Source organism: Lacticaseibacillus manihotivorans DSM 13343 = JCM 12514, assembly GCF_001435035.1.
Taxonomy (GTDB): domain Bacteria; phylum Bacillota; class Bacilli; order Lactobacillales; family Lactobacillaceae; genus Lacticaseibacillus; species Lacticaseibacillus manihotivorans.
On record NZ_AZEU01000174.1, the window covers coordinates 35,679 to 57,137 of the forward strand.

16 protein-coding genes and 2 pseudogenes are annotated in these 21,459 nt (G+C 48.3%); 5 read left to right on the plus strand and 13 right to left on the minus strand.

Features of this window, described 5'->3' with window-relative positions; all coding sequences use genetic code 11:
- The 9 genes and pseudogenes from FD01_RS09950 to FD01_RS09990 form a co-directional block, all read right to left on the minus strand.
- Positions 1-549 (minus strand): DUF1836 domain-containing protein, encoded by a 549-nt coding sequence (locus FD01_RS09950; protein ID WP_054715176.1) that lies wholly within the window; start codon positions 547-549, stop codon positions 1-3.
- Positions 550-1,239: 690 nt separating this feature from the next.
- Positions 1,240-1,425, minus strand: a complete 186-nt coding sequence (rpmF, locus tag FD01_RS09955) for a 50S ribosomal protein L32 (RefSeq protein ID WP_056964027.1) — start codon at positions 1,423-1,425, stop codon at positions 1,240-1,242.
- Between the two features lie 170 nt (positions 1,426-1,595).
- Entirely contained in the window at positions 1,596-4,202 is a 2,607-nt protein-coding gene (gene clpB, locus FD01_RS09960; RefSeq protein ID WP_056964028.1) for an ATP-dependent chaperone ClpB, read from the minus strand.
- 184 nt (positions 4,203-4,386) lie between these two features.
- Positions 4,387-4,590, minus strand: a pseudogene (locus FD01_RS09965) (lipopolysaccharide assembly protein LapA domain-containing protein); the annotation flags it as partial.
- A gap of 9 nt (positions 4,591-4,599) precedes the next feature.
- Entirely contained in the window at positions 4,600-5,382 is a 783-nt protein-coding gene (locus FD01_RS09970) for an SDR family NAD(P)-dependent oxidoreductase (protein ID WP_056964031.1), read from the minus strand.
- Entirely contained in the window at positions 5,372-6,319 is a 948-nt protein-coding gene (rnz, locus tag FD01_RS09975; protein WP_056964033.1) for a ribonuclease Z, read from the minus strand. Before rnz ends, FD01_RS09970 begins: the two co-directional genes overlap by 11 nt.
- A gap of 221 nt (positions 6,320-6,540) precedes the next feature.
- On the minus strand, positions 6,541-8,490 hold the full coding sequence (locus tag FD01_RS09980; RefSeq protein ID WP_056964054.1) for an acyltransferase family protein: 1,950 nt from the start codon (positions 8,488-8,490) through the stop codon (positions 6,541-6,543).
- Positions 8,491-8,515: 25 nt separating this feature from the next.
- Positions 8,516-9,799, minus strand: coding sequence for a GTPase ObgE (gene obgE / locus FD01_RS09985; RefSeq protein WP_056964035.1), 1,284 nt, complete (start codon positions 9,797-9,799; stop codon positions 8,516-8,518).
- A 938-nt stretch (positions 9,800-10,737) separates the two neighbouring features.
- Positions 10,738-11,826, minus strand: a complete 1,089-nt coding sequence (locus FD01_RS09990) for a DUF871 domain-containing protein (RefSeq protein WP_054718386.1) — start codon at positions 11,824-11,826, stop codon at positions 10,738-10,740.
- A gap of 184 nt (positions 11,827-12,010) precedes the next feature.
- On the opposite strand from FD01_RS09990, the gene FD01_RS09995 reads away from it, so the two are divergent.
- From FD01_RS09995 to FD01_RS10005, 3 genes are read left to right on the plus strand one after another with little or no spacing between them, the layout of a single operon-like run.
- A complete protein-coding gene (locus FD01_RS09995; protein WP_056964056.1) occupies positions 12,011-12,754 on the plus strand; it encodes a DeoR/GlpR family DNA-binding transcription regulator in 744 nt (247 codons plus the stop codon).
- 1 nt (position 12,755) lies between these two features.
- Complete coding sequence (gene pfkB / locus FD01_RS10000; protein WP_056964037.1) at positions 12,756-13,673, plus strand: 1-phosphofructokinase; 918 nt, start codon at positions 12,756-12,758, stop codon at positions 13,671-13,673.
- Between the two features lie 9 nt (positions 13,674-13,682).
- Positions 13,683-15,626, plus strand: coding sequence for a PTS fructose transporter subunit IIABC (locus FD01_RS10005; RefSeq protein ID WP_056964039.1), 1,944 nt, complete (start codon positions 13,683-13,685; stop codon positions 15,624-15,626).
- Between the two features lie 52 nt (positions 15,627-15,678).
- Here FD01_RS10005 and FD01_RS10010 read toward each other — a convergent pair whose 3' ends face one another.
- Positions 15,679-16,179 (minus strand): GNAT family N-acetyltransferase, encoded by a 501-nt coding sequence (locus tag FD01_RS10010; protein ID WP_056964041.1) that lies wholly within the window; start codon positions 16,177-16,179, stop codon positions 15,679-15,681.
- Positions 16,180-16,291: 112 nt separating this feature from the next.
- Between FD01_RS10010 and FD01_RS10015 the strand changes: the two genes are divergently transcribed.
- On the plus strand, positions 16,292-16,783 hold the full coding sequence (locus FD01_RS10015; RefSeq protein WP_082611833.1) for a GNAT family N-acetyltransferase: 492 nt from the start codon (positions 16,292-16,294) through the stop codon (positions 16,781-16,783).
- Positions 16,784-16,832: 49 nt separating this feature from the next.
- Here the strand turns inward: FD01_RS10015 and FD01_RS10020 are convergent, their stop codons facing one another.
- Positions 16,833-17,723: a TMEM175 family protein gene (locus FD01_RS10020; protein ID WP_056964045.1), complete on the minus strand. Its 891-nt coding sequence runs from the start codon at positions 17,721-17,723 to the stop codon at positions 16,833-16,835.
- Positions 17,724-17,800: 77 nt separating this feature from the next.
- Here FD01_RS10020 and FD01_RS10025 point away from each other — a divergent pair, with 77 nt between their 5' ends.
- Positions 17,801-18,454 carry an MmcQ/YjbR family DNA-binding protein gene (locus FD01_RS10025; protein ID WP_056964047.1) on the plus strand — a complete coding sequence of 218 codons (654 nt, stop codon included), beginning with the start codon at positions 17,801-17,803 and terminating at the stop codon, positions 18,452-18,454.
- 44 nt (positions 18,455-18,498) lie between these two features.
- Here FD01_RS10025 and uvrC read toward each other — a convergent pair whose 3' ends face one another.
- Together uvrC and FD01_RS10035 are read right to left on the minus strand one after the other, a co-directional pair.
- Positions 18,499-20,286, minus strand: a complete 1,788-nt coding sequence (uvrC, locus tag FD01_RS10030) for an excinuclease ABC subunit UvrC (protein ID WP_056964048.1) — start codon at positions 20,284-20,286, stop codon at positions 18,499-18,501.
- Positions 20,287-20,334: 48 nt separating this feature from the next.
- Positions 20,335-21,396, minus strand: a pseudogene (locus tag FD01_RS10035) (MFS transporter); the annotation flags it as partial.
- Positions 21,397-21,459 lie beyond the last annotated feature (63 nt).

A 21,459-nucleotide genomic window follows, 5' to 3' on the forward strand; every position in this document is an offset into this window, starting at 1 on the left:
TTAGCCCTTCTTTTTTGAAGTTGGCGCTGGTGCGACAGCGTCGGTCATCGATTCCACCAGCAGTTTTTCCAGCACCGCATTGATGGCTAAGCTGACCATGGCACTTTGAATGTTGGTGGTGTCTTCTTTGTTGACTTGGTTGATCGTCACTTCGCCGGTGAAATCAGAATTGGCTTGTTGCACCGCGGCAATAAACGCCAAAATGAACGCGTCAAAGGCTTGGGCAGCTTGGCGATCGACTAATTGATAATTGATGCCATTGGCAATGGTATCCAAGCTAAACACAGGCTTCAACATTGCAATCACTAAAATGTTGGCCAGTTGCGCGCGTTGATATTTCTTTTTGATCGGCGCTTTGATCACGCCTTTTTTCACATAGTTATTGACCATCGTTGGGGTCAACGCATCAAGTCCTAACGGCACGACGGCATCGTTGACGAATTGCACCACTTGATCCATATACAGATCAAATTGTGGCAAGTCAGACCAGCGCGGCAGACGCGCTTGTTGCAGTTTGGCTAAATAAGTTTGAAATTGCGGTTCAGACATATGATCACCCTCCGCATTCAGTATACCATGACAGCTAGTGTTTGAAACTATTTGCACCGCATTCTGTGTCAGAAGCGCACAAAGCCCACGAAACAGTTGCCTATTTCGTGGGCTTCTGGCGTTTAGCCGTTCAATTACGCTCATGCAGTTCAAACAATTTCAAGTGCGTGTCTGCGCCACCGCCGCTTCTTAGGCCTTGGCCGCTTTCAGGACTAGTCAGCGATGCATTCGCTTTTCGTCCACAGGCGTCACTTGCTTCTCATGTTACCATGAGGCAAATCGTCCATTCACACCTGGTATGAGTCCGAGAGGGGACCCTTATGTGCCGGCACGACTGATGCTGAGACCCACCGTCATCAAAGAGACTGACTGTGTGGATCGATCTCACTCGGGTTTGCGGGGAACTGCCCCCCGTTGCGAAGTAATGCAGGTGACGTGCGCTAAGCCACCTCTTCCTCCTAGTATACGGCAATCATGATAACGCCTTCAAAAACTATTGTCAAGTATTTTCTGTTAGTGGAAATCGATTCGTCCGACTACCCGAAGCGTGGCGCATTCGCGTGTTACTGGCATCAGCGTCGTTGCGGTTTGAAAAGCAACACTGACACAGCGATTTACGTTTGATCGGGACGTTCATTTTTCAAAACGCTGGGCACAAAAAAATACCAACCACTTGGCTGGTATTTTTGATTAAGCGTTCGCGTTGTCGTTCTTAACCACTTGGGCACCTTTGTAGTAACCCTTTGGAGATACGTGGTGAGAAACACGATATTCGCCGGTCGTGGCATCAAATTGTAAGTTAGGAACGTTCAACTTGATGTGGCCGCGGCGCATACGCTTCTTGGTCTTAGATGTTCTGCGTGCTGGAACTGCCATGGCGGAAAACCCCTTTGTATTAGATTTCTTTTCTACTATACCGGACTAGCCGAAATTTGCAAGACAAAATTCAGCTTCCGATGCATTGGATAGTATGAGACTATCACAGCAACATTTATCTTACTAGAAAATGGCCGTCAAGGCAAGACCTTAACAGCACATTTTCAACATTACGCCTCATCTGCTGGATTTACGCTACTAGAAAACGTTAATTGTCCCGCTTCCACGCCTAAGGTCACGGTACTATTTGGCAAAATGTCCCCAGCGATCAATTGTTTAGCCAACGGCGTTTCCACAGCGTTGGTGATCAAGCGTTGCAGTGGCCGCGCCCCATAAGCTGGTTCATAGCCTTTATCCGCCAGCCATTCTTGCGCCGCTGGGGTCACAGAAAGTGTAATGTCTTGATCTTGCAAACGGGTATTCAAATGTTCGAGATCTTTCATCACAATTTTTTCGATATCAGCGAGTTGCAATGGGTTGAACATGATGATGTCATCGATCCGGTTCAAAAATTCTGGCTTGAAGTGGCCTTGGATCATTTGCATCACTTGTTGACGACGCTCGTCCGTAATTTTGCCATCTTGTTGCATGCCATCGAGTAAGGCTTCAGAGCCCAGATTTGACGTCATGATAATGATCGTGTTTTTAAAGTTGACCGTCCGCCCTTGGCTATCGGTCAAGCGCCCATCATCGAGCACTTGAAGCAAAATGTTGAACACATCTGGATGGGCTTTTTCGATTTCATCCAGCAATACAATAGTATAAGGATTGCGCCGGACGGCTTCAGTCAACTGCCCGCCTTCTTCATAGCCGACGTAACCAGGCGCTGCCCCGACTAAGCGCGATACTGAGATTTTGTCCATGTATTCGGACATATCGATACGCACCATGTGTTTTTCGGAATCAAATAAGTCATCCGCCAAGGTTTTGGCGAGTTCCGTTTTCCCGACCCCAGTTGGGCCTAAGAATAAGAAACTGCCTAATGGCCGGCTTGGATCTTGCAAGCCAGCGCGAGAACGCAATACCGCGTCGGCGACTGCTTGCACCGCAGTATCTTGGCCGATCACCCGTTGATGCAAGTTATCAGCTAAATGGATCAGCTTATCGCGATCCCCTTGCACTAATTTGGCCACCGGAATGCCGGTTTGTCGTGAAATCACTGCCGCAATTTCTTGTTCCGTGACGGATTCTTGGACTAACCAAGCATCAGGCCGATCAGCTTTTTCAAGATCTTTCAACTCTTGTTCAAGTTGCGGGATCGTGCCGTGTTGCAAACGCGCCGCCGTTTCCAAATCGTATTTGGCTTGAGCGTCTTCAAGCTCATGTTTGGCCTTGTCGATTTCAGATTTCTTGGCGTTGACCGCATTGATATCTTTCTTCTCAGCATCCCATTGCGCTTTGAGGCGATTGGTTTCTTCTTTCAAATCTGCCAATTCATGCTGGAGCTGTTCCAAGCGCTTGACGGAGGCGGGATCGGTTTCCTTGGACAAGGCTTGGGCTTCGATTTCCAATTGCATTTGTCGGCGTTCAGCCACGTCGAGCTCCGTTGGCCGCGAGTTCATTTCCACATTGATATTGGCACTGGCTTCATCCACTAAGTCGATGGCTTTATCGGGTAAAAAGCGGTCGGTGATGTAGCGATCTGACAAAGTCGCCGCCGCCACTAAGGCTGCATCATGAATGCGCACGCCATGGAAAATTTCAAACCGTTCTTTCAAGCCGCGCAAAATCGAAATCGTATCTTCGACGGTTGGCTCTTGAACCAAAACTTTTTGGAAGCGGCGTTCAAGGGCTTTATCTTTTTCGATGTTTTCGCGATATTCATCTAACGTCGTCGCCCCGATCAAATGCAGTTCACCACGCGCGAGCATCGGCTTGAGTAAGTTGCCGGCATCCATTGCGCCTTCCGCTTTCCCAGCACCCACAATAGTATGGATCTCATCGATGAACAGTAAGATCTGGCCTTCAGATTGTTGGACTTCTTTTAACACCGCTTTGAAGCGCTCTTCAAATTCCCCGCGGTATTTGGCGCCTGCCAACAAACTCCCCATATCCAAGGAAATGATGGTTTTATCTTTTAAGTTGTCTGGCACATCTTGGCGGACAATGCGTTGGGCTAAGCCTTCCACGATTGCAGTTTTGCCGACCCCAGGTTCGCCGATCAGCACGGGGTTGTTTTTGGTTTTCCGCGATAAAATGCGGATCACATTGCGAATTTCGTCATCGCGACCAATGATCGGATCCATTTTGCCAGAGCGGGCTTGTTTGACCAAGTCAGTCCCATATTTTTTCAAACTTTGGTAATTGTTTTCCGCATTTTTGCTGGTGACTTTGGCGCCGCCGCGCAGTTTTTCCACCACTTGGCGCAGTTTCTTTTCGGTCACGCCATTGTCGGTTAAGTACTTGGTGATCGGCGAATACTTTTGGTCAAATAATGCCAATACCACCGCTTCAGTGGCAATGTACTCGTCGCCAAGTTCTCCGCGAATGCGATCCGCTGCTTGCATCAATTGATACAAGTTTTGACTCATGTTTTGGCCATATTGGGTATTGCCTTCAACCACTGGCTCATCATCTAAGGCTTTGTCGATGGTTGCATTCAAGCCATCAATATTGATCCCGGCTTCTTGAAAGACTTGGGTGGCAAAGCTGTTGGGTTGGACTAAGCTTTTGAACAATTCAGGAATATCGATGTCTTGATGATGACGCACTTGCGCCACTTGTTGGGCTTGGGCAAGCGCCTCAGTGACTGCTTGGGTGAATTTATCTGGATTCATAACGTGACTCCTTTACAGTTTTTGGATGCCTTTATTATACCAAGAATCCATTGGTCAAAAAAGGTCAAACTCATCAAAATTGCTTCTGCTTGCGACTGATTTTTATCTCAGGCTGGAGTCTGAGGCCGACAAAAAAGACCAAAGCCCAACGACTTTGATCTCCCAAACCTTATTTTTTCGGTGTTTTCGCTTTGTTACCCCAACTTTTAGACGCTAACCAAGCGATGATCGCCCCAATTAACACCGACACGACGATCACCACGATCAAAGGCCAATGCACCATGGCGCCAAAGAAATTCACAGTCACGCTTTGGCCGTTTAATAAAGCAAAAATGATCAACACTAAAGTCAACACGATCCCCACGATCAAACGCTGTTGTTGTTTCATTTTCCCTGCCTACTTTCGATTAAAGACCCCGCCAGCTAACCAATCCCCAACATGCGGCATCAAGGTATAACCTTTGGCTGCGATCGCCATAAAGCGCGGTGCATTGATTTCTCGCACAGCATGGCCCATCGCCCGCACAATGCGTTGCGCCAAGCGGTCAGGATCTAGCGCAATGGCTTGCACACTGCGCTGATAAGCCGTCGCGTCTGCCACTTTGAAGAAATTGGTATTGATCGGCCCTGGGTTGACGGTCGTGACTTTCACGCCAAAAGGCTTCAATTCCAAACGTAACCCATTATCAAATCCTACCACTGCAAACTTCGTCGCCGCATACACCGCAGATTTCGGCGTGGCCATCAACCCTGCCATCGACGCGACATTAATGATATGACCGTGGTGTTGATCGATCATCATGCGCCCGATCACTTGGGTGAGGTACATCAACCCTAAGACATTGGTGGCAAACATTTTCTGCACGACTTTGAAATCGGTGTCCAACGCATTTTGAAAACGCCCGAAGCCCGCTGCATTCACCAAGACATCCGGTGTGCCAACTTCAGTCGTTAAGCGCTGCACCATGGCGTCAATACTGGTTGGATCAGACACATCGACGGCGTATGCAAACGCTGGGTGACCAGACAACGCTGAAGCTTGAGCTTGGACGTGACGCAAGGCTTTTAGGTTACGCGCCAAGACTACCACTGTCGCATGCTTGCGCGCCGCTTGTAAGGCGATGGCTTTGCCTAAGCCTGAAGAGCCGCCAGTCACCACCACGATTCGGTTACTTAACATGGCCACTCTCCTTGGCAAAAGGCACATCGATGGCTTCTAAGTCATGCACCACATGGGTATTGGCGAAAACCTTTTGGGCAGATTTTTCTAACATCGCCACACCTTTGCCTAAATACCGGGCCGAAATATGGTTCAGCAATAATTTCTTTGCGCCAGCATCTTTGGCCAAATGGGCGGCTTGTAAATTGGTCGCATGATAGTATTGGCGTGCCAGCTTAGCTTCATCTGGGCCAAAGGTACTTTCATGCACTAACACATCGACATCTTTGGCTAAACTCAACGTATGTGGGGTTTTGCGGGTGTCGCCTAAAATTGCCAAGGTGCGTCCAGGTTGCGCCGGCCCAATAAAGTCTTGCCCATTAATTTCTCGACCATCGGGCAAGGTCACCGTTTTGCCAGCTTTGAGTTGCCCATAAACTGGACCACTTGGAATGCCTGCCGCTTTAACTTTATCAACTAACAAGACGCCTTCATGGGCTTTTTCTTCAATACGATAACCGAAGCTTAAGATCCGATGATCCAAGGTGTCAAAGGAAACCTTGAACGTGTCATCTTCAAAAATCACGCCAGGATTGGACAACAATTTGAAATTCAATTTATAAGGCAAACGCGTTTGCGTTACTTGTAAACTGGTGCGCACAAAGCGTTCAATGCCTTCTGGTCCATAAATCGTCAGCGGTTCTTCCCCGCCTTGATTGGCCCGACTCGCCAAAAAACCAGGCAAGCCAAAAATGTGATCGCCATGTAAATGCGTGATAAAGATCTTGGTCACTTTGCGCGGACGAATGGCGGTTTTTAAGATCTGGTGTTGCGTGCCTTCGCCGCAATCAAATAACCACACCTCATTGCGTTCGTCTAAAAGTTTCAAAGCCAAGCTCGAAACATTGCGCGTTTTGCTTGGAGAACCTGCGCCGGTCCCTAAGAATTCGATTTCCATGGTGTCCTTCCTTTATCTGATCTGTGATTCATTCACATGTATTTACTTTTGATGTTCGACAGTGAATGCTCAGTACTGATTTCAGTTTTCAAATGGAAACTCGCCTACTATAAACTGAAGCATCACGTTGTCGACTCATGATTGTAGTTACAACAAATTAGTATACCATACCTACTCAAGGCATAAGAAAACGGGACCTGAAATTCTGTCCCGTTTGGAATTTATTGCACCAGTGATTTGACGATCAAGCTTGCGTAATAAGGGTTGCCGGTTGGATTCATATGCACCTGATCGCGATAGAACCAATCAGGATGGCCATTGGCAGTATCATACCAATCGATCACATGCAGATTATGGTATTGCCCAGTTTTTTGTTTCAGCAAGGCGTTGACTTGATTTTGCCAAGTCCGCGTCGGCACATGCACATTGATCCAATAAACCTGACGCTTAGCCCCGATGGCTTGCATCATTTTGTCAAAATCACCACTTGAAAATGGGCCATTTGTCCCCAGGCCGATCACCACATCATTGGCTAACACCCCAGTGCTGGCATAATGTTGCACGGTGCTGATTGTGGCAATCATTTGCCGAGACACTGCGGCATCGACAAAAGCATGCGGCATCAGCTGTTGTAATAACGGCTTGCCATCGAGCATCACCGAGTCGCCGATAGCCGTGACTTGCAAGTTTTGGGCTTGTTGCAGTTGCACTTGTGTCAAGCCGTATTTTTCGAATTCGGCATTCACTGGATGCGTTTTGGCTTTGGATTCAGCCGCGGCACTTTGTGATTGCGATAAACTTAATGATTGTGAGCGGTTCTTTGCCGCCTTCAAACTCGCCGCGTTTTGCTGACGCGCCTTTTTTTCAGCAGCTTCTTGTTGCTTGGAATCATTTTTGTTTTTTTGCAATTGTTTGGCTAAAGGCGATGTATCTGCAGTAGACTTCGCCGCTGGCGCCATCACCACACCTGCTGTGCCTAAAATTAAGATCAAAGCGGAAATGATCGGCACCACGCGACTGGCCCCATGCGTGCGCCCATGCACCAAGTCAGATAAAAAGGTGCGCGTTTGCCGATAATCAAAGTGAGCCAGTGGCGTTTCAATGTAGCGATAACTCAACTCGCTGATTGCCACGATCAATATCGCTTCAACTAATGGATACAAAAACGGATGGTCGGCGATATTGCTAAACCGCGTTTCAAAAAAGATCATCACCGGAAATTGATACAAGTACAACCCATATGAACGCTTGCCGACCCAAGTGAAAAACGGATTGGATAAGAAGCGATCAAAATGCGCGCCAGGATGCGCCACCACTGCCACTAACAGCGTGGTCAAAACAGAAAATAAGAACATCCCGCCTTGATATAAAAATGGTGATTGCGCATCTAAGGTGAACGCCAAGATGATCATACCGATTCCAGCCACGGCCCCGATACCATCAAGCACCCGAGTTTGTTGCTGGCCAATATGTTCAGACAAGTGCACCGATGGCCAAATGAAAGCCAACGCTGCGCCAAGCAAAATCGAAAACGCGCGGGTATCCGTGCCGTAATACAACCGGCTAGGATCTGCTTGTGGCCCAGTCATCGTGAGATGATACAAAATAAACATCCACACGGCGGATACCACGGCCATTAGCATCACGACATTAAAGATCCGCCCGCGGTTTTTGACGAACAACACTAACGCCAACACCAAAAACGGCCAAATCAAGTAGTACTGCCCTTCAATCGACAAGGTCCACAAATGCGTAAACGGTGACTCGTTATTGGCAAACCGCGTGAAATACGATTCGCCATGCGCAATTTGAAACCAGTTGTACACGTAAAACAAGTTGGACAACACCATCAAGTGCAAGTTGTGCAACAAGTTATGCGCAAACAATGCGATATACGCACTGGTTGCAAACAGCACCGCGATGAGTCCCGGATAAAGTCGCCGGATCCGCTTCAGGAAAAACGTTTTAAAATCGATTTTCCCAGTGCGATCCAATTGTAACAACAGGCCATCGGTGATCAAATACCCAGACACCACCATAAAAATCGGCACTCCAAGATACCCGCCGCGAAAAATATCCGGCCGTAAGTGATATAAAATCACCATCAGTACCCCGAGGGTGCGCAACCCGTCAAAGCCTGTGATGTAACGCCTTGGTTTACTGCGTTTCATCGCCAAATCAACACCCCATTAAGACTTACTCCACAAATTCAAAGGTGAAATCATCGATTGCGACCATGTCACCTTGTTCTGCCCCAGCTTCACGCAAGGCATCATCGACCCCTAAGCGCCGCAATTGACGCGCAAAGCGGACGACCCCATCATCATGATCCAAGTTCGCCATCGCAAAGGCCCGCTCAAGCGCCTTGCCAGACAAAATAAAGGTCCCATCATCATCGCGTTCCACTTTGATCTTATCGGCATCGGCCAAGTATTGGTAATCGACTGCCGTTTCAGATTTCGGTGCAAAGGCAGGCGCAGATTGCAGTGCAACGCTGGTGGCGCGCATCAATTCTTGCACACCAGTATGCGTAATGCTGGAAATTTCATAAATATCTTCGGCCTTCACGCCTTCTTCAAGCAATTGCGCCTTGAAGGTTTCGAAGCGTTCTTGAGCCCCTGGCAAATCAAGCTTGGTCGCGACGACTAATTGTGGCCGTTGTAAAATCGTATCATCATAAGTGGCCAATTCTTGGCGGATCTGATGATAATCATCGATCGGTTCGCGCCCATCATCTGGATCCATTTCCACCAAATGTAAAATGACGCGGGTACGCTCAACGTGGCGCAAGAATTGAATCCCTAAGCCAACACCAGTCGACGCCCCTTCAATCAAACCAGGTAAGTCCGCCATGACAAAATCATTGCCATCATCGAGTTTGACCATGCCCAAGTTTGGCACCAAGGTGGTAAATTGATAAGCGGCAATTTTAGGTTTGGCGGAAGTGACCACGGAAAGCAATGTCGACTTCCCCACTGATGGGAAGCCAACTAAGCCGACATCGGCCAATACTTTGAGTTCAAGTTGTACATAGCGATGCACACCTGGTTCACCATTTTCGGCGATTTCTGGTGCGGTGTTCTTAGGCGAAACGAAATGCACGTTGCCGCGACCACCGCGACCGCCACGGGCCACGACCAGCTCTTCGCCAGGGTGCGTCAAGTCGCCGATCAATTCATGGGAATCAGCATCGGTGACCGTGGTCCCAGCAGGCACCGCCACGCGCATGTCTTCGGCTTTGCGGCCATACATTTGCTTTCCTTGGCCATTACCACCAGACTTGGCTTTAAAGTGGCGTTGATAACGAAAGTCCATCAACGTGCGCAGCCCTTCATCCACATAAAAAATAATACTCCCGCCACGGCCACCATCGCCGCCAGCAGGGCCGCCGAAAGGCACGAACTTTTCGTGACGGAATGCCACCATCCCGTCGCCACCTTTTCCGGCTTGTACTTCAACTGTTACCTGATCGACAAACATAAAATCCTCCCTGGACGCCAATTACGACAATCCATCCATCATATCCGAATTGCGCCAACCATGCAATGTTGGCAATCTGTCATAAGTATACCAGAAATGCTGTTGGCGGCAAGAGACGCTCATAGGCCTGTCATTAATCGTTGTATAAAAAACAAGCCGAGATATCAATCGATCTCAGCCTTGATTACACAAACGCGGTTCGACAGCGTGAGTGTGTTTTCAATCTGCCTCCGGCACGAAAATTTGTGACTCCAGCGCCTTGGCGACACTACAGAAAACTGGACAAGTTGCCAGTGCGGCCGGCTCCAGAAATCGGCACAACCCGCCGATGTTCTTGCGCCTAGATTTTGAACCGGAGAAAACCACTCCGTTTCAAAATCTGCCGGTGAAATCTGCGCGAACCGCAACAAACCGGCGTTTCACTTGATTACACTACCACGGGCAATTATCCAATTTTCCTCCGTTTTGCCAAGCCGCTTCCGCTCACCAATTTTCTCCATTGAGCCACAAGCTCACGGACTAAATACATTCACGTCGCATCATCACGCCATCATTGGTTGTCTTGAGTTTCGTATGAACGTTGGCATCACCCGTTACGTAGCCATCAGGCGACAGTGGTACACGTAAGACCCGTGGAGGAACTGAAATCATTGAACGTGGCAGAAATACTAGTTGAGACAGTGGGCTTCTGGCGCAGCTAGTATTTCAGGAAAATTTCAAGACAAGCGGTTTTCTTGGCTCGAAATTTAGGCAAAAGAACATCGGCGGTTTGTGCCGATTTCTGCAGCCGGCCGGCCACGAGAGATGATTTCAGTTCCGGAACGGGTCTGGAGCTATACCACTGTCGCCTGATGGCGAACGAAAACACTATCGCTGCCGGACATCAATAGTAAAAAAAGCGACTCAGACGCATTAGGTCTGAGTCGCTTGGATCTGTGTTAAGCTTCAGTCATCCGGAAACCACTCCATGGCTTCAAGTAACTTAATAGGAACAATTCGTCTGGATGGATGTGACCGACAACATTCACCCGTCCATCATTCGGCATCGCTTGCAAGGCGATTTGAGTTTCGCCTTTGTATTGGCCGTAACCATTGTTGTCGATCAACACATCTCCGCGCTTGATATCAACTGTGTGATGCGGAGCAAAATCACGATCTGCATACTTCACGCGAGTTTGCGTCGACCGCAATAAGTATTCAGACGCATCCCCGCGATAAGAATGTTGATTTTCAAACAGCAATTCTTTATCTAAATCAGTCGCTTCAGGATCAGGAATCACCTTCAGGACTGGATAAGGCGCAGTGAAAGCTTCATGAGCGGCTTTCAGTTCTGCCTTGCTGGCGTAGGCATTGCCAATGATAATGTCATCAATACTGCCTAATAATAGGTAATGTTTCACTTGGGTGGCGATTGGTAAATCTCGATGTGCTTCCAGCGAGCAAAGGCCATCTTGCGTTGGCCATGGTCCAAACGTAGCAGCTTGGGAGTTGATGAACGCCGCAGTGTTCAAATTATAATCGGTGTACATCTTGGTGGCCCGATCAAAGAAGGCTTGGCCTAAACCTGAGAAGCGATGTGGGTAGAAATTATGCGAGCCCAACAAATTCTCACGGTTAGGATTAAAACTCATAATGTTGTCGATATAATGCGTACCTTGCGACATGTTGACTTCGATTTTGATGCCATAGTCGTTGCGCGTCATCGCCGCTTCTTCGGCACCAGTGAAGCCCAGATCCAAACGCACACCATAAGCGCCGAGATCGTGGAAGAATTTCAAATTATCATAAGTCACGCCGAGTTGTTTGAACAAGGCTGGATTGATGTCGACCATCACTTCCATGCCTAAATCGTTGGCTTTGCTGATCACCTTTTTAAAACCGGCGACCACTTGTTCTTGATCACCTTTGATTTCAAGTAAAGACGTGAACACGCGCTTGAAGCCATTTGCCGCAGCCAATTCTAGATATGCAGCATCTTTTTCATATGTGGAGCGTTCGGGATAAACCGAGACACCTAATTTGCCCATAAAGCATTCCCCCTTAATACCTGTAGCGTACCATATTTGTTCACACAAATGAAAGGGTTTGCAGTAATTTGTGGGTACAAAAATGCAATTGAACGCTTATGAATGATTTTTTGAATGTTTTTGAAAGAAAAGGGTTGCTTTTGACCGGTTGATGCGTATACTAATGGTTGTGAGGTGAATGCAAATGCTTACAGAAGAACGACAGCGCTTTATTCTCGAACAACTGGAACAAACCCCAGTCGTCAAATTGAAAGATCTGATGACCGCACTTGGCGCTTCCGAGTCGACCATTCGCCGCGATCTTGGCGAACTGGAAGATGCTGGAAAACTCCGACGCATCCATGGTGGCGCGGAACGCTTGGCCAAAACCCAAAGTGAACCTAGTGTTCAAGAAAAAGCGACCCAACACTTAATGGCCAAAGCCCAAATCGCCAAAGCTGCTGCGGCAATGGTCCCAGCACATGCCTGCATTTTCTTAGATGCTGGCACCACCACCGCCCAAATGATTCCATTACTTACAGGACGGGACGTAACGGTGGTTACCACTGGGGTCGATAATGCTTCAGCCTTAGCCGATGCCAACATCGAAGCGTACATTTTAGGTGGCAAGATCAAATCCGCCACCAAAGCAACGGTCGGTGCCGAAACGGTCAGCGGTTTGCAAAAGCGGCATTTCGATTACGCCTTCTTAGGCACGAATGGCATTCATCCAAAATTCGGGTTGACCACGCCAGACGCTGAAGAAGCGGTCGTCAAAACCACTGCGATCAATCAATCCCACACCGCAGTGGTGCTGGCAGACGCGAGCAAATTCGGCGAAGTCTCCAACGCCTTGTTCGCCAAAATCAACCAAGTCGTGATCATCACCCCAGAACTATCGCAATTATCCCCAATTTACGCCGATTATCCCAATATTCAGGAGGTCTAACATGCTTTACTCCATTACTTTAAATCCTTCCATCGATTACGTCATTGGCCTGCCTAAGCTGGAACTAGGCTTAGTCAACAGGCTTGAATCCGACCACAAGCTCCCAGGGGGCAAAGGCATCAACGTCTCTCGCATTTTAGAACAACTCGGTTTGCCTTCCATTGCTTTAGGCTTTGCCGGCGGCTTTACCGGGAAGTTCTTACAAGATCGCCTCGCTGAGCTCGGCTTGAAAACCGATTTCACCAAAGTCGCTGACGACACGCGCATCAATGTGAAGCTCAAAGCCGATCAAGAAACGGAACTCAACGCTGCCGGGCCAACGATTCGCCCAGATGAAGTCAACGCCTTTCGCTCCAAGCTCAAACATCGCTTGCAACCAGGCGATGTCGTGGTAATGGCTGGCTCCTTACCTGCTGGCTTGCCAGAAACGTTTTACCGCGATTTGATCCCAGATATTCAAGCTGCCGGCGCCGATTTTGTGATCGACACCACCGGCCAAGCCTTACTTGATACCTTGGCTGACCACCCTTACGTGGTAAAGCCTAACCATCACGAACTCGCTGAGCTGTTCGGGGATGCGGAATATGACAGCTTTGCAGCCACGGCAGAAGCCGGACGCAAGCTGTTAGGACTGGGCGCCCAACATGTGCTGGTTTCCATGGCCGGCAAAGGTGCTTTGATGATCACCAAAGATGCCGCCTATCACGGCTTCTGCAAGCCAGACAAAGTGCAAAACTCTGTCGGCGCAGGCGATTCCATGTTAGCCGGCTTCACTGGGACCTTAGCGCAAACTGGCGACGCGCTTGAAGCGTTTAAAATGGCGTTAGCTTGCGGGTCTGCCACAGCATTTTCTATCGACTTAGCGGATAAAGCTAAAATTGATGCTGTCTACCAAACCATTACTGTCGAAAAACTTTAGGAGGACCTCATGGACATTCGAGAATTACTACTCAAAGACGTCATGATCATGGATCTCAAAGCCACTGATAAAGCTGGCGTGATCGATGAAATGACTGCCAAGTACCAAGAACAAGGCATTATCGATGACTTAGATCTCTATCGCGCAGACATTTTAAAGCGCGAAAGTGAATCTACCACTGGCATCGGCGATGGCATCGCGATGCCTCACGCCAAAGACAAAGCCGTTAAGCGTGCCACGGTACTGTTTGCCAAAAGTGATGCCGGGGTTGATTTCAACGCTTTAGACGGGCAACCGGTGCACTTGTTCTTTATGATCGCCGCTCCTGAAGGGGCCAACAACACCCACTTGCAAGCCCTCGCCGCTTTAAGTAGTTTATTGATCAACCCAGAGCTTGTCGCTGCCTTGAAAAAAGCGCAAACGCCTGATGATGTGCAAAAATTATTCTCAGATGCACAAGCGGCTAAAGAAGCCAAAGATAAAGCTGACGAAGAAGCCGAACAAGCCAAGGTGCAAGCAGCCGCTGCGGCAACCTCCCCTGCTGATCGCCCTTACATCGTTGCGGTCACGGCCTGCCCAACTGGTATCGCCCACACTTACATGGCCGAAGCCGCTTTGAAAGAAACGGCTGAAAAAATGGGCGTCGACATCAAAGTTGAAACCAATGGCTCTGAAGGTGTGAAGCATTTGCTTTCCAGCTCAGAAATCGCCAAAGCTGAAGGGGTCATCATCGCTGCCGATAAAAAAGTAGAAATGGCGCGTTTTGACGGCAAGCATTTACTCAACCGCCCAGTCATTGACGGCATTAAAAAGCCTGAAGAACTGATTCAAGAAACCTTGGATCAAAAAGGTGCGATTTATCACGCTGAAGGTGGTGCAGTTACAGAATCCGACGACGGCGAACAAAAGAGCACTTGGAACAAGATCTACCAAGACCTGATGAATGGTGTGTCCAACATGTTACCATTCGTTGTCGGTGGTGGGATCATCATGGCGCTGAGTTTCTTATTTGAAAACTGGTTTGGCGCCCATTCCATGGCCTTCACCTTCACCAATAACTTAGGGAACTATGCTTTCTCCTTCTTAGTCCCAGTCTTAGCTGCTTACATCGCCGTTTCCATCGGCGACCGTCCTGCTTTGATGCCAGGGTTTGTCGGTGGGTATATGGCCACATTAGCTGCGGCTTCTGTGGTTAAAGCCCAAAACCCTGCCGGCTTTATCGGCGGGCTTGCCGCTGGGTTCATTGCCGGTTGGATGATCGTTGGGTTAAAGAAAGTCTTCGCAGGCTTGCCACATTCACTGGATGGCTTAAAAACCATTTTGATCTATCCAGTCGTCGGCTTGGCCTTAATGGGCTTGATCATGTTCTTCATTGTTAACCCGATTTTTGCCGCCATCAACGGCGCTTTGATCGGCTTCTTGGAAGGCATGGGGACTGGTAATGCCATTATCGTTGGGGTGATCTTAGCCGCCATGATGTCCATCGACATGGGCGGTCCCTTCAACAAAGCCGCTTACACCTTTGCCATCGGGATCTACCAAGCGTCTAACTTTAAAGATGGTCGCTGGATGGCTGCCGTCATGATCGGTGGGATGATTCCACCTTTGGCCATCGCCATTGCTTCCACTTTCTTCCCGAAGAAGTTCACAGCCACTGAACGCAACTCTGGGATCACCAACTATGTGTTAGGTTTGACCTTTATCACTGAAGGTGCGATTCCATTTGCTGCAACCGATCCAGTCCACATCATCGGCTCTTCTGTTATCGGCTCCGCCATTGCTGGTGGCTTAACGCAACTCTGGCATGTCAACGTCCCTGCTCCTCATGGTGGCATCGTTGCCTTAGCCTTAACGGATCAAAAGTTCGGCTTCATCATGTCCTTAGTCATCGGAGCAGTGATCGCCGGGGTCATTTTAGGCATCTGGCGTCCAGTTGCCAAGGAAAATGCTTAAACTTGATTGATAATGAAAAATCCACCTTTTGCGAGGTGGATTTTTTCATGCCTTAAAGTTTCAATTCATAAGTGCGCGAGGCAATACCAGTTGGCGGATACATCACATCCCCGATGTAAGTAAATCCGAGTTTTTCAATCACATGTTGAGAGGCCAAGTTGCCGGGTTGATGACCAGCAATCAGCTTGGTGGCTGGTAATTGCTCCCGGGCAAACTGAATCACTTGTTGCGCAGATTCAGTCGCGATGCCTTGATGCCAAAACTTCGGTCGTAAATGATAACCTAATTCGTACACGCCAGCAGCTTGCTTGTGCAAACCGCAGACGCCGATCAGCTCCTTTTCTGGCGTAAGCATGGGCCAGTATTGGACTCCATCTTGTCGGTCACTGTCACATTCAAATGCCAGCCGGTCTTTGATCATTTGCGCAGAAAAGCCATTTTTTGAAATCAGTACTGTGACTTTGGGATCACCCCACAACAATTCAGCTTGGGCTAAATCATTTGGATGCCAGTGTTCAAAGTGGAAACGTTTGGTTGCATCAGGTTGTTGCATACGATCGCCTCCTTAAGAAATTGTGTCTAGCCTAACACGGTTACGGTTCGATGACAACGCTATCTCATTGATTGCACTATGGTATACTAGCGTCATTGTGAAAGGAAGTTTGATGATGAATATTCGCTATGAAAAGATGGACGCATGGCAAGATCAAGCCAGAACGTTTTTCAAGGATCACTGGCAAACCGACACCATGGTGGTTTCTTCTGGTGAATATCGCCTCGCCGACCTCAACGGCATCGTGGCAGTGACTGAAACCAATGAAGTCGTCGGCTTGGTCACTTACACGGTTCACGGCAATGCCATGGAAATCGTGTCGCTGAATTCCGTTGAACCTAACCAAGGCATCGGCACCAAGTTAATGGCCGCCGCAGAAGCCCGCGCGCAAGCCACCGGTTTGACCAAAATGGTCACCACCACGACCAATGATAATTTGGCGGCGATGCGTTTTTATCAAAAACACGGCTACCGCTTTGCCAAAGTGATCCGCGGCTCTGTCGATACGGCTCGGACATTGAAGCCGACTGTTCCTGAAATCGGCAATGATGGCATCCCCATCCATGATGAACTCTTAATGAATAAAGACTTACCGCGTTTGTAACCAATGTAAAAGGGTCCCAGTTGTGCACATTGACAACTGGGATCCTTTTTTAATGGCGATTTTCACGTTGGCCGTGACGGTCACCGCGATGATGATCGGCAAACCATTCGCGCAATTGCGCTTGTTGTTCAGGCGTTGAGCGACCATAGCGCTGCATGATGCGTTGGCGTTTTTTCGGATCGATACTTTGATCGAGCCAATGTTGCCAGTTGACGGCAGGTTGATCGGGGTGATTTTCGGTTTGGGCATCCCCTGACGCATTCATGATCGCTTGTTGGGCTTTGCGGAAATCTTTCATTTCACTGGTGTTGAAGGAGGCAACATCTTGTTGTTGTTCTTCAGGCAAGGTTTCCACGTCGTACATTTCTTGGCGCGCTTGAGCATTTAAAAAGAAAGTCAAAATCGGGTAAGCCAAGTAGAACACCAAGGCGACTTTTGGAAAGAACCAGGCGACAACTAGGTCCCAGGTGGCTAAAGCGTCCAACCACAAGTTCGCATTGCCATAGATTTTTTGGTAAACCTTTTGCATCGCGTCTTTGTCATCATATTGCAGGTGCACGATGATCCGCGACAAGTAGCGAAACATCATATTGACTAAAAACTGCACCCCACCATAGGCTAACACCGTGATGCGCGTGGTGTTGGCCGTCATCATGTTGGTAAACAGTGGCATCAAGGCGAGAAATGCCAAAAAGATCAAATCAAAAATCACGATCCGATAAGTGATGGTTTCAATTTCGGCAAAAACGGTCGCGTGCTGATACCAGATATTCGCCACGAAAATAAAACTGATCAAAAAGATGCCAATATGTTTGCCTAACACCAAATAGTTTGCCCAAGAATCGTGCAACACTGGCGCGATATTCAACACCATAATGGTGATGATCACCGCCATGATGCCATCAGCGAATGCATCTAAACGACTTTTAATTTTTTCCATTGCCAACCCACTTCCATTTTCAGACACGCCGTATTCTACGCGTGAACAATCAGTCTTGCAAGTGATACAATTATGGCATGATGAATAATTTAATTGAACCACTATTTAAAAATTGGCACGCAAATGCTACGGCTTTAACCAAATATGGTTTTGTCAATGGTCAGTGGACCACGCCATTGCTTGACGACTTCACACTGACAGTTTCTGTGCTTGGGGATGAGGTCAGCTGTCAGGTCTTTGACGAAGCCGCGCAAGCCCCTTACACCTTGTTCGTGCAACCGACTGCCACTGGACGTTACGTGGCCAAAGTCCGGGACGCTGTGATCACGCAATTGACAGCAATCCGCGATGCCTGCTTTACCCAAGGCTCGATTTATCACCAGCCGCAAACCTTAGATATCATCGCGCAAGTGGCCAAAACTTACGCCTTGGCACCAGAATTCTTGTGGCAAAAGTTTCCCACGAACGCCGTATTTCGCCGCACAGATTCGAAGAAGTGGTTTGCCGCGATCCTCACGGTACAACCTGATCGTATCGGCCGCACTGGTAAAAAGCCGCTTGAGATTTTAGACTTGCGCATGGCTGATCCCTTGCAAGTTGACGGCGTGAACTTCTTGCCTGGTTATCACATGAACAAGAAAAGCTGGTTCACTGTGGTTTTAGACGGCACCGTCGCCACTGAACAACTCATGGCGTTAATGGCGACAAGCTTTGATCTCGCTGCAAAATAAAATGATCCGCAACGACCCTTTTCAGGATTGCTGCGGATCATTTTTTATTCGCCTTGAAGTGACACTTTCACAGCTTGGGCAACGGTCTTAGAAATGCCCAGTGCTTGAATATCCTCCACACTGGCGGCTTTAATGTGGTTGATCGTTTTAAATTCTTTGAGTAACTTCACCCGGGTGCGCGGCCCGACACCAGTGATGGTTTCCAATCGCGACGCCAACGAGTTCTTATTGCGCAGCTGACGATGGAAGGTGATGGCAAAGCGGTGGACTTCTTCTTGAATGCGTTCCAGTAAATAAAAGCCTTGGGACTTGGGGTCCAAGTCCCGTGGTTCATCCCAGTCGCCAAACAACAACGCTGCCGTCTTATGCTTGTTGTTTTTGACCATGCCGGCTACCGGAATATCCAAGTTCAATTCGTTTTCTAGGACATCTTTAGCCGCGTTCATTTCGATGGCGCCACCATCCATTAAGATCAAGTCAGGCAAGGCGGCATGTTCTTTCAACAACCGGGAATACCGCCGGCGAATCACTTCACGGGTATTGGCATCTTCATTGGCCGAATGGTCCCCTTCGTCTTGCGCCAGCTTATATTTGCGGTAATTGGTTTTCTCCGGTTGGCCATCGACATATTGCACCATCGCGGAAACGGGATCAGCCCCTTGAATGTGCGAATGGTCAAACGCCTCCATCACATGCCCATGTGGCAAGCCCAAAGCATCGAAAATTTCATTATTCGCGCCGACTGTGGTGCGGTTATCCAATTCCAACAGCCGGAATTTTTCTTCCAGCTTGAGTTGGGCATTTTGATGGGCGAGATCCATTAAGGATTTTTTCTCGCCGCGCTGCGGAATGCGCACTGGAATATTCAACGCTGACTCTAATAAATTGGCGTCGATGCCTTTAGGGACCAGCACTTCTTTGGGCTGAATGGCATTTTTTCGTTGATAAAACTGCAAGATGAACGATTCAAATTCTTCATCAGCAGACCCGGTGATCGGAAAAAGCCGGCTTTCCCGCTTCATCAAGCGCGCCTGGCGAATGAAAAAGATCTGAATCGACAACCAGCCTTTGTCCATATAGAAGTTAAAAATATCCCGCTGAGTTTTGTCATTGGAAATTATTTTTTGCTTTTCAACCGTGATGTCGATGTATTTGAGTTGATCGCGAATTTCTGCCGCCCGTTCAAATTCCAGGTTTTCAGCGGCAGTAGTCATTTGATGATTTAACTGCTTGACGATTTTGGCAGTATTGCCATCTAGAAAGCTTTTGATCTTAGCGATTTGCGCATCGTATTCAGCTTGTGGAACTTCTCGCCAGCAAGCGCCGAGGCATTGGCCCATGTGATAATACAAACACGGTCGACCTTGATAACCGTTGCAGCGCCGCAGTGGATACACTTTTTGCAGAAAGTGCATGGTTTCTTGCGCGGCATAGACATTAGGATATGGGCCAAAGTAATAAGCATTGTCTTTTTTAATGTCACCGGTGATTTCCATTTTCGGATCGCGCTCATTGGTGATCTTAATGTAGGGATAGCCCGTGCCTTTTTTCAGCTTGATATTGTAATAAGGTTGCCACTTTTGGATCAAGGTGATTTCCAGCAAAAAGGCTTCTTTGTCACTAGAGGTCACAATGTAATCAAAATCCGCAATATTTGACACCAGTTGGGCCGTTTTGCCGTCGTGTGAGGACTTGAAGTAACTGCGGACGCGATTCTTCAAATTCTTGGCTTTGCCCACATAAATGATCTTGCCATTGACGTCTTTCATTTGATAACTGCCTGGCAAATCAGGTAATAAGGCTAATTTGTGTTCAATGTGTTCTGACGCCACGTTCTTGCCTCCACAAACAATTGTTTGCTTACTATTATACTTAATTGTTTAAGGGGTCGCAACCTGCAAGCGCCGGCTCAATGCGATCACACTGAGCGCCAACGCCGCAAACGTCATCCCCCATATGCGTTGGGCGATGCTTAAGCCACTAAAAATAAACGGGGACACCAATTGTCCCGCAAATACCATCGCATATCCGATACTCAACGCATGGTCACGATCAACTGGCTGCGTTTGGGCAATCACCCGTTCATTGAAAACTGGCATCGCAAGCGCCACCCCAAATCCGGCAAACACCATCGCCCAGATTTCCAGATGCCCCAATAAAAAGCCACCAGCCAGCATAAGGACGCCAAACACACTGACGAGCTTCTCACGCGCTGGCAACTTAATGCGAACATAATTCATCCCCACGACTAAGGCTACCGCCGACACCCCTGCCATTAACAGCCCAGCGTGACTGGCGTTGGCATCATGTAACCAACTTTGAAAATAAAATGGAATCGTGGTCGGGATGATAAAGTATAACGCATTCCAACTCAAATTCAAGCCATAAGTCACTACCAATCCCACCGACAGTTTAAACGGTTGTCCAGTATGCGATGCTTTGTGGGTGGTTTCAGGTAACCAACACCAAATCAAAATCAATGGCACTATCGCTGCGCCATATAAGCCAAATACCCAATGCCAATCATGCCCGACTAACCAACCAGATAGCGACACGGCACTGATCGTTCCACCAGACGTCACAGCAGAAGCCCAGCCTAAAAGCTGTCGCCGAGTTTGCGCTTCAGGATAATGATCCCCGATCAAACTAATGGCAGGGCCGGTAAACAAACTCAACCCTAGCCCTGAAAGCAATCGGGCCAGTGCTAAACCCATAAACGGCAATGGTAAAATCGGCATCAATCCGCCAATTAGATAGATCAATAAGCCGACGATGACTTGTTGTTTCTTCGTTCCAGGCAAATGCCGCGCAATCATAAGCATCAGCAATAACGACAACGATGGCAAGGTCAACAAGCTTTGAATCCAAAACGCTGAAACTTGCGGATAACTTTGTTGAATCGCGGGTAACGCCGGCGCAAGCATTGCCCCAGTTAACACGGTGAAAAACGACCCCGCGTTTTACAATCAAGTTAGCCACTATCGTTAGCACTCAGACAAAATAAA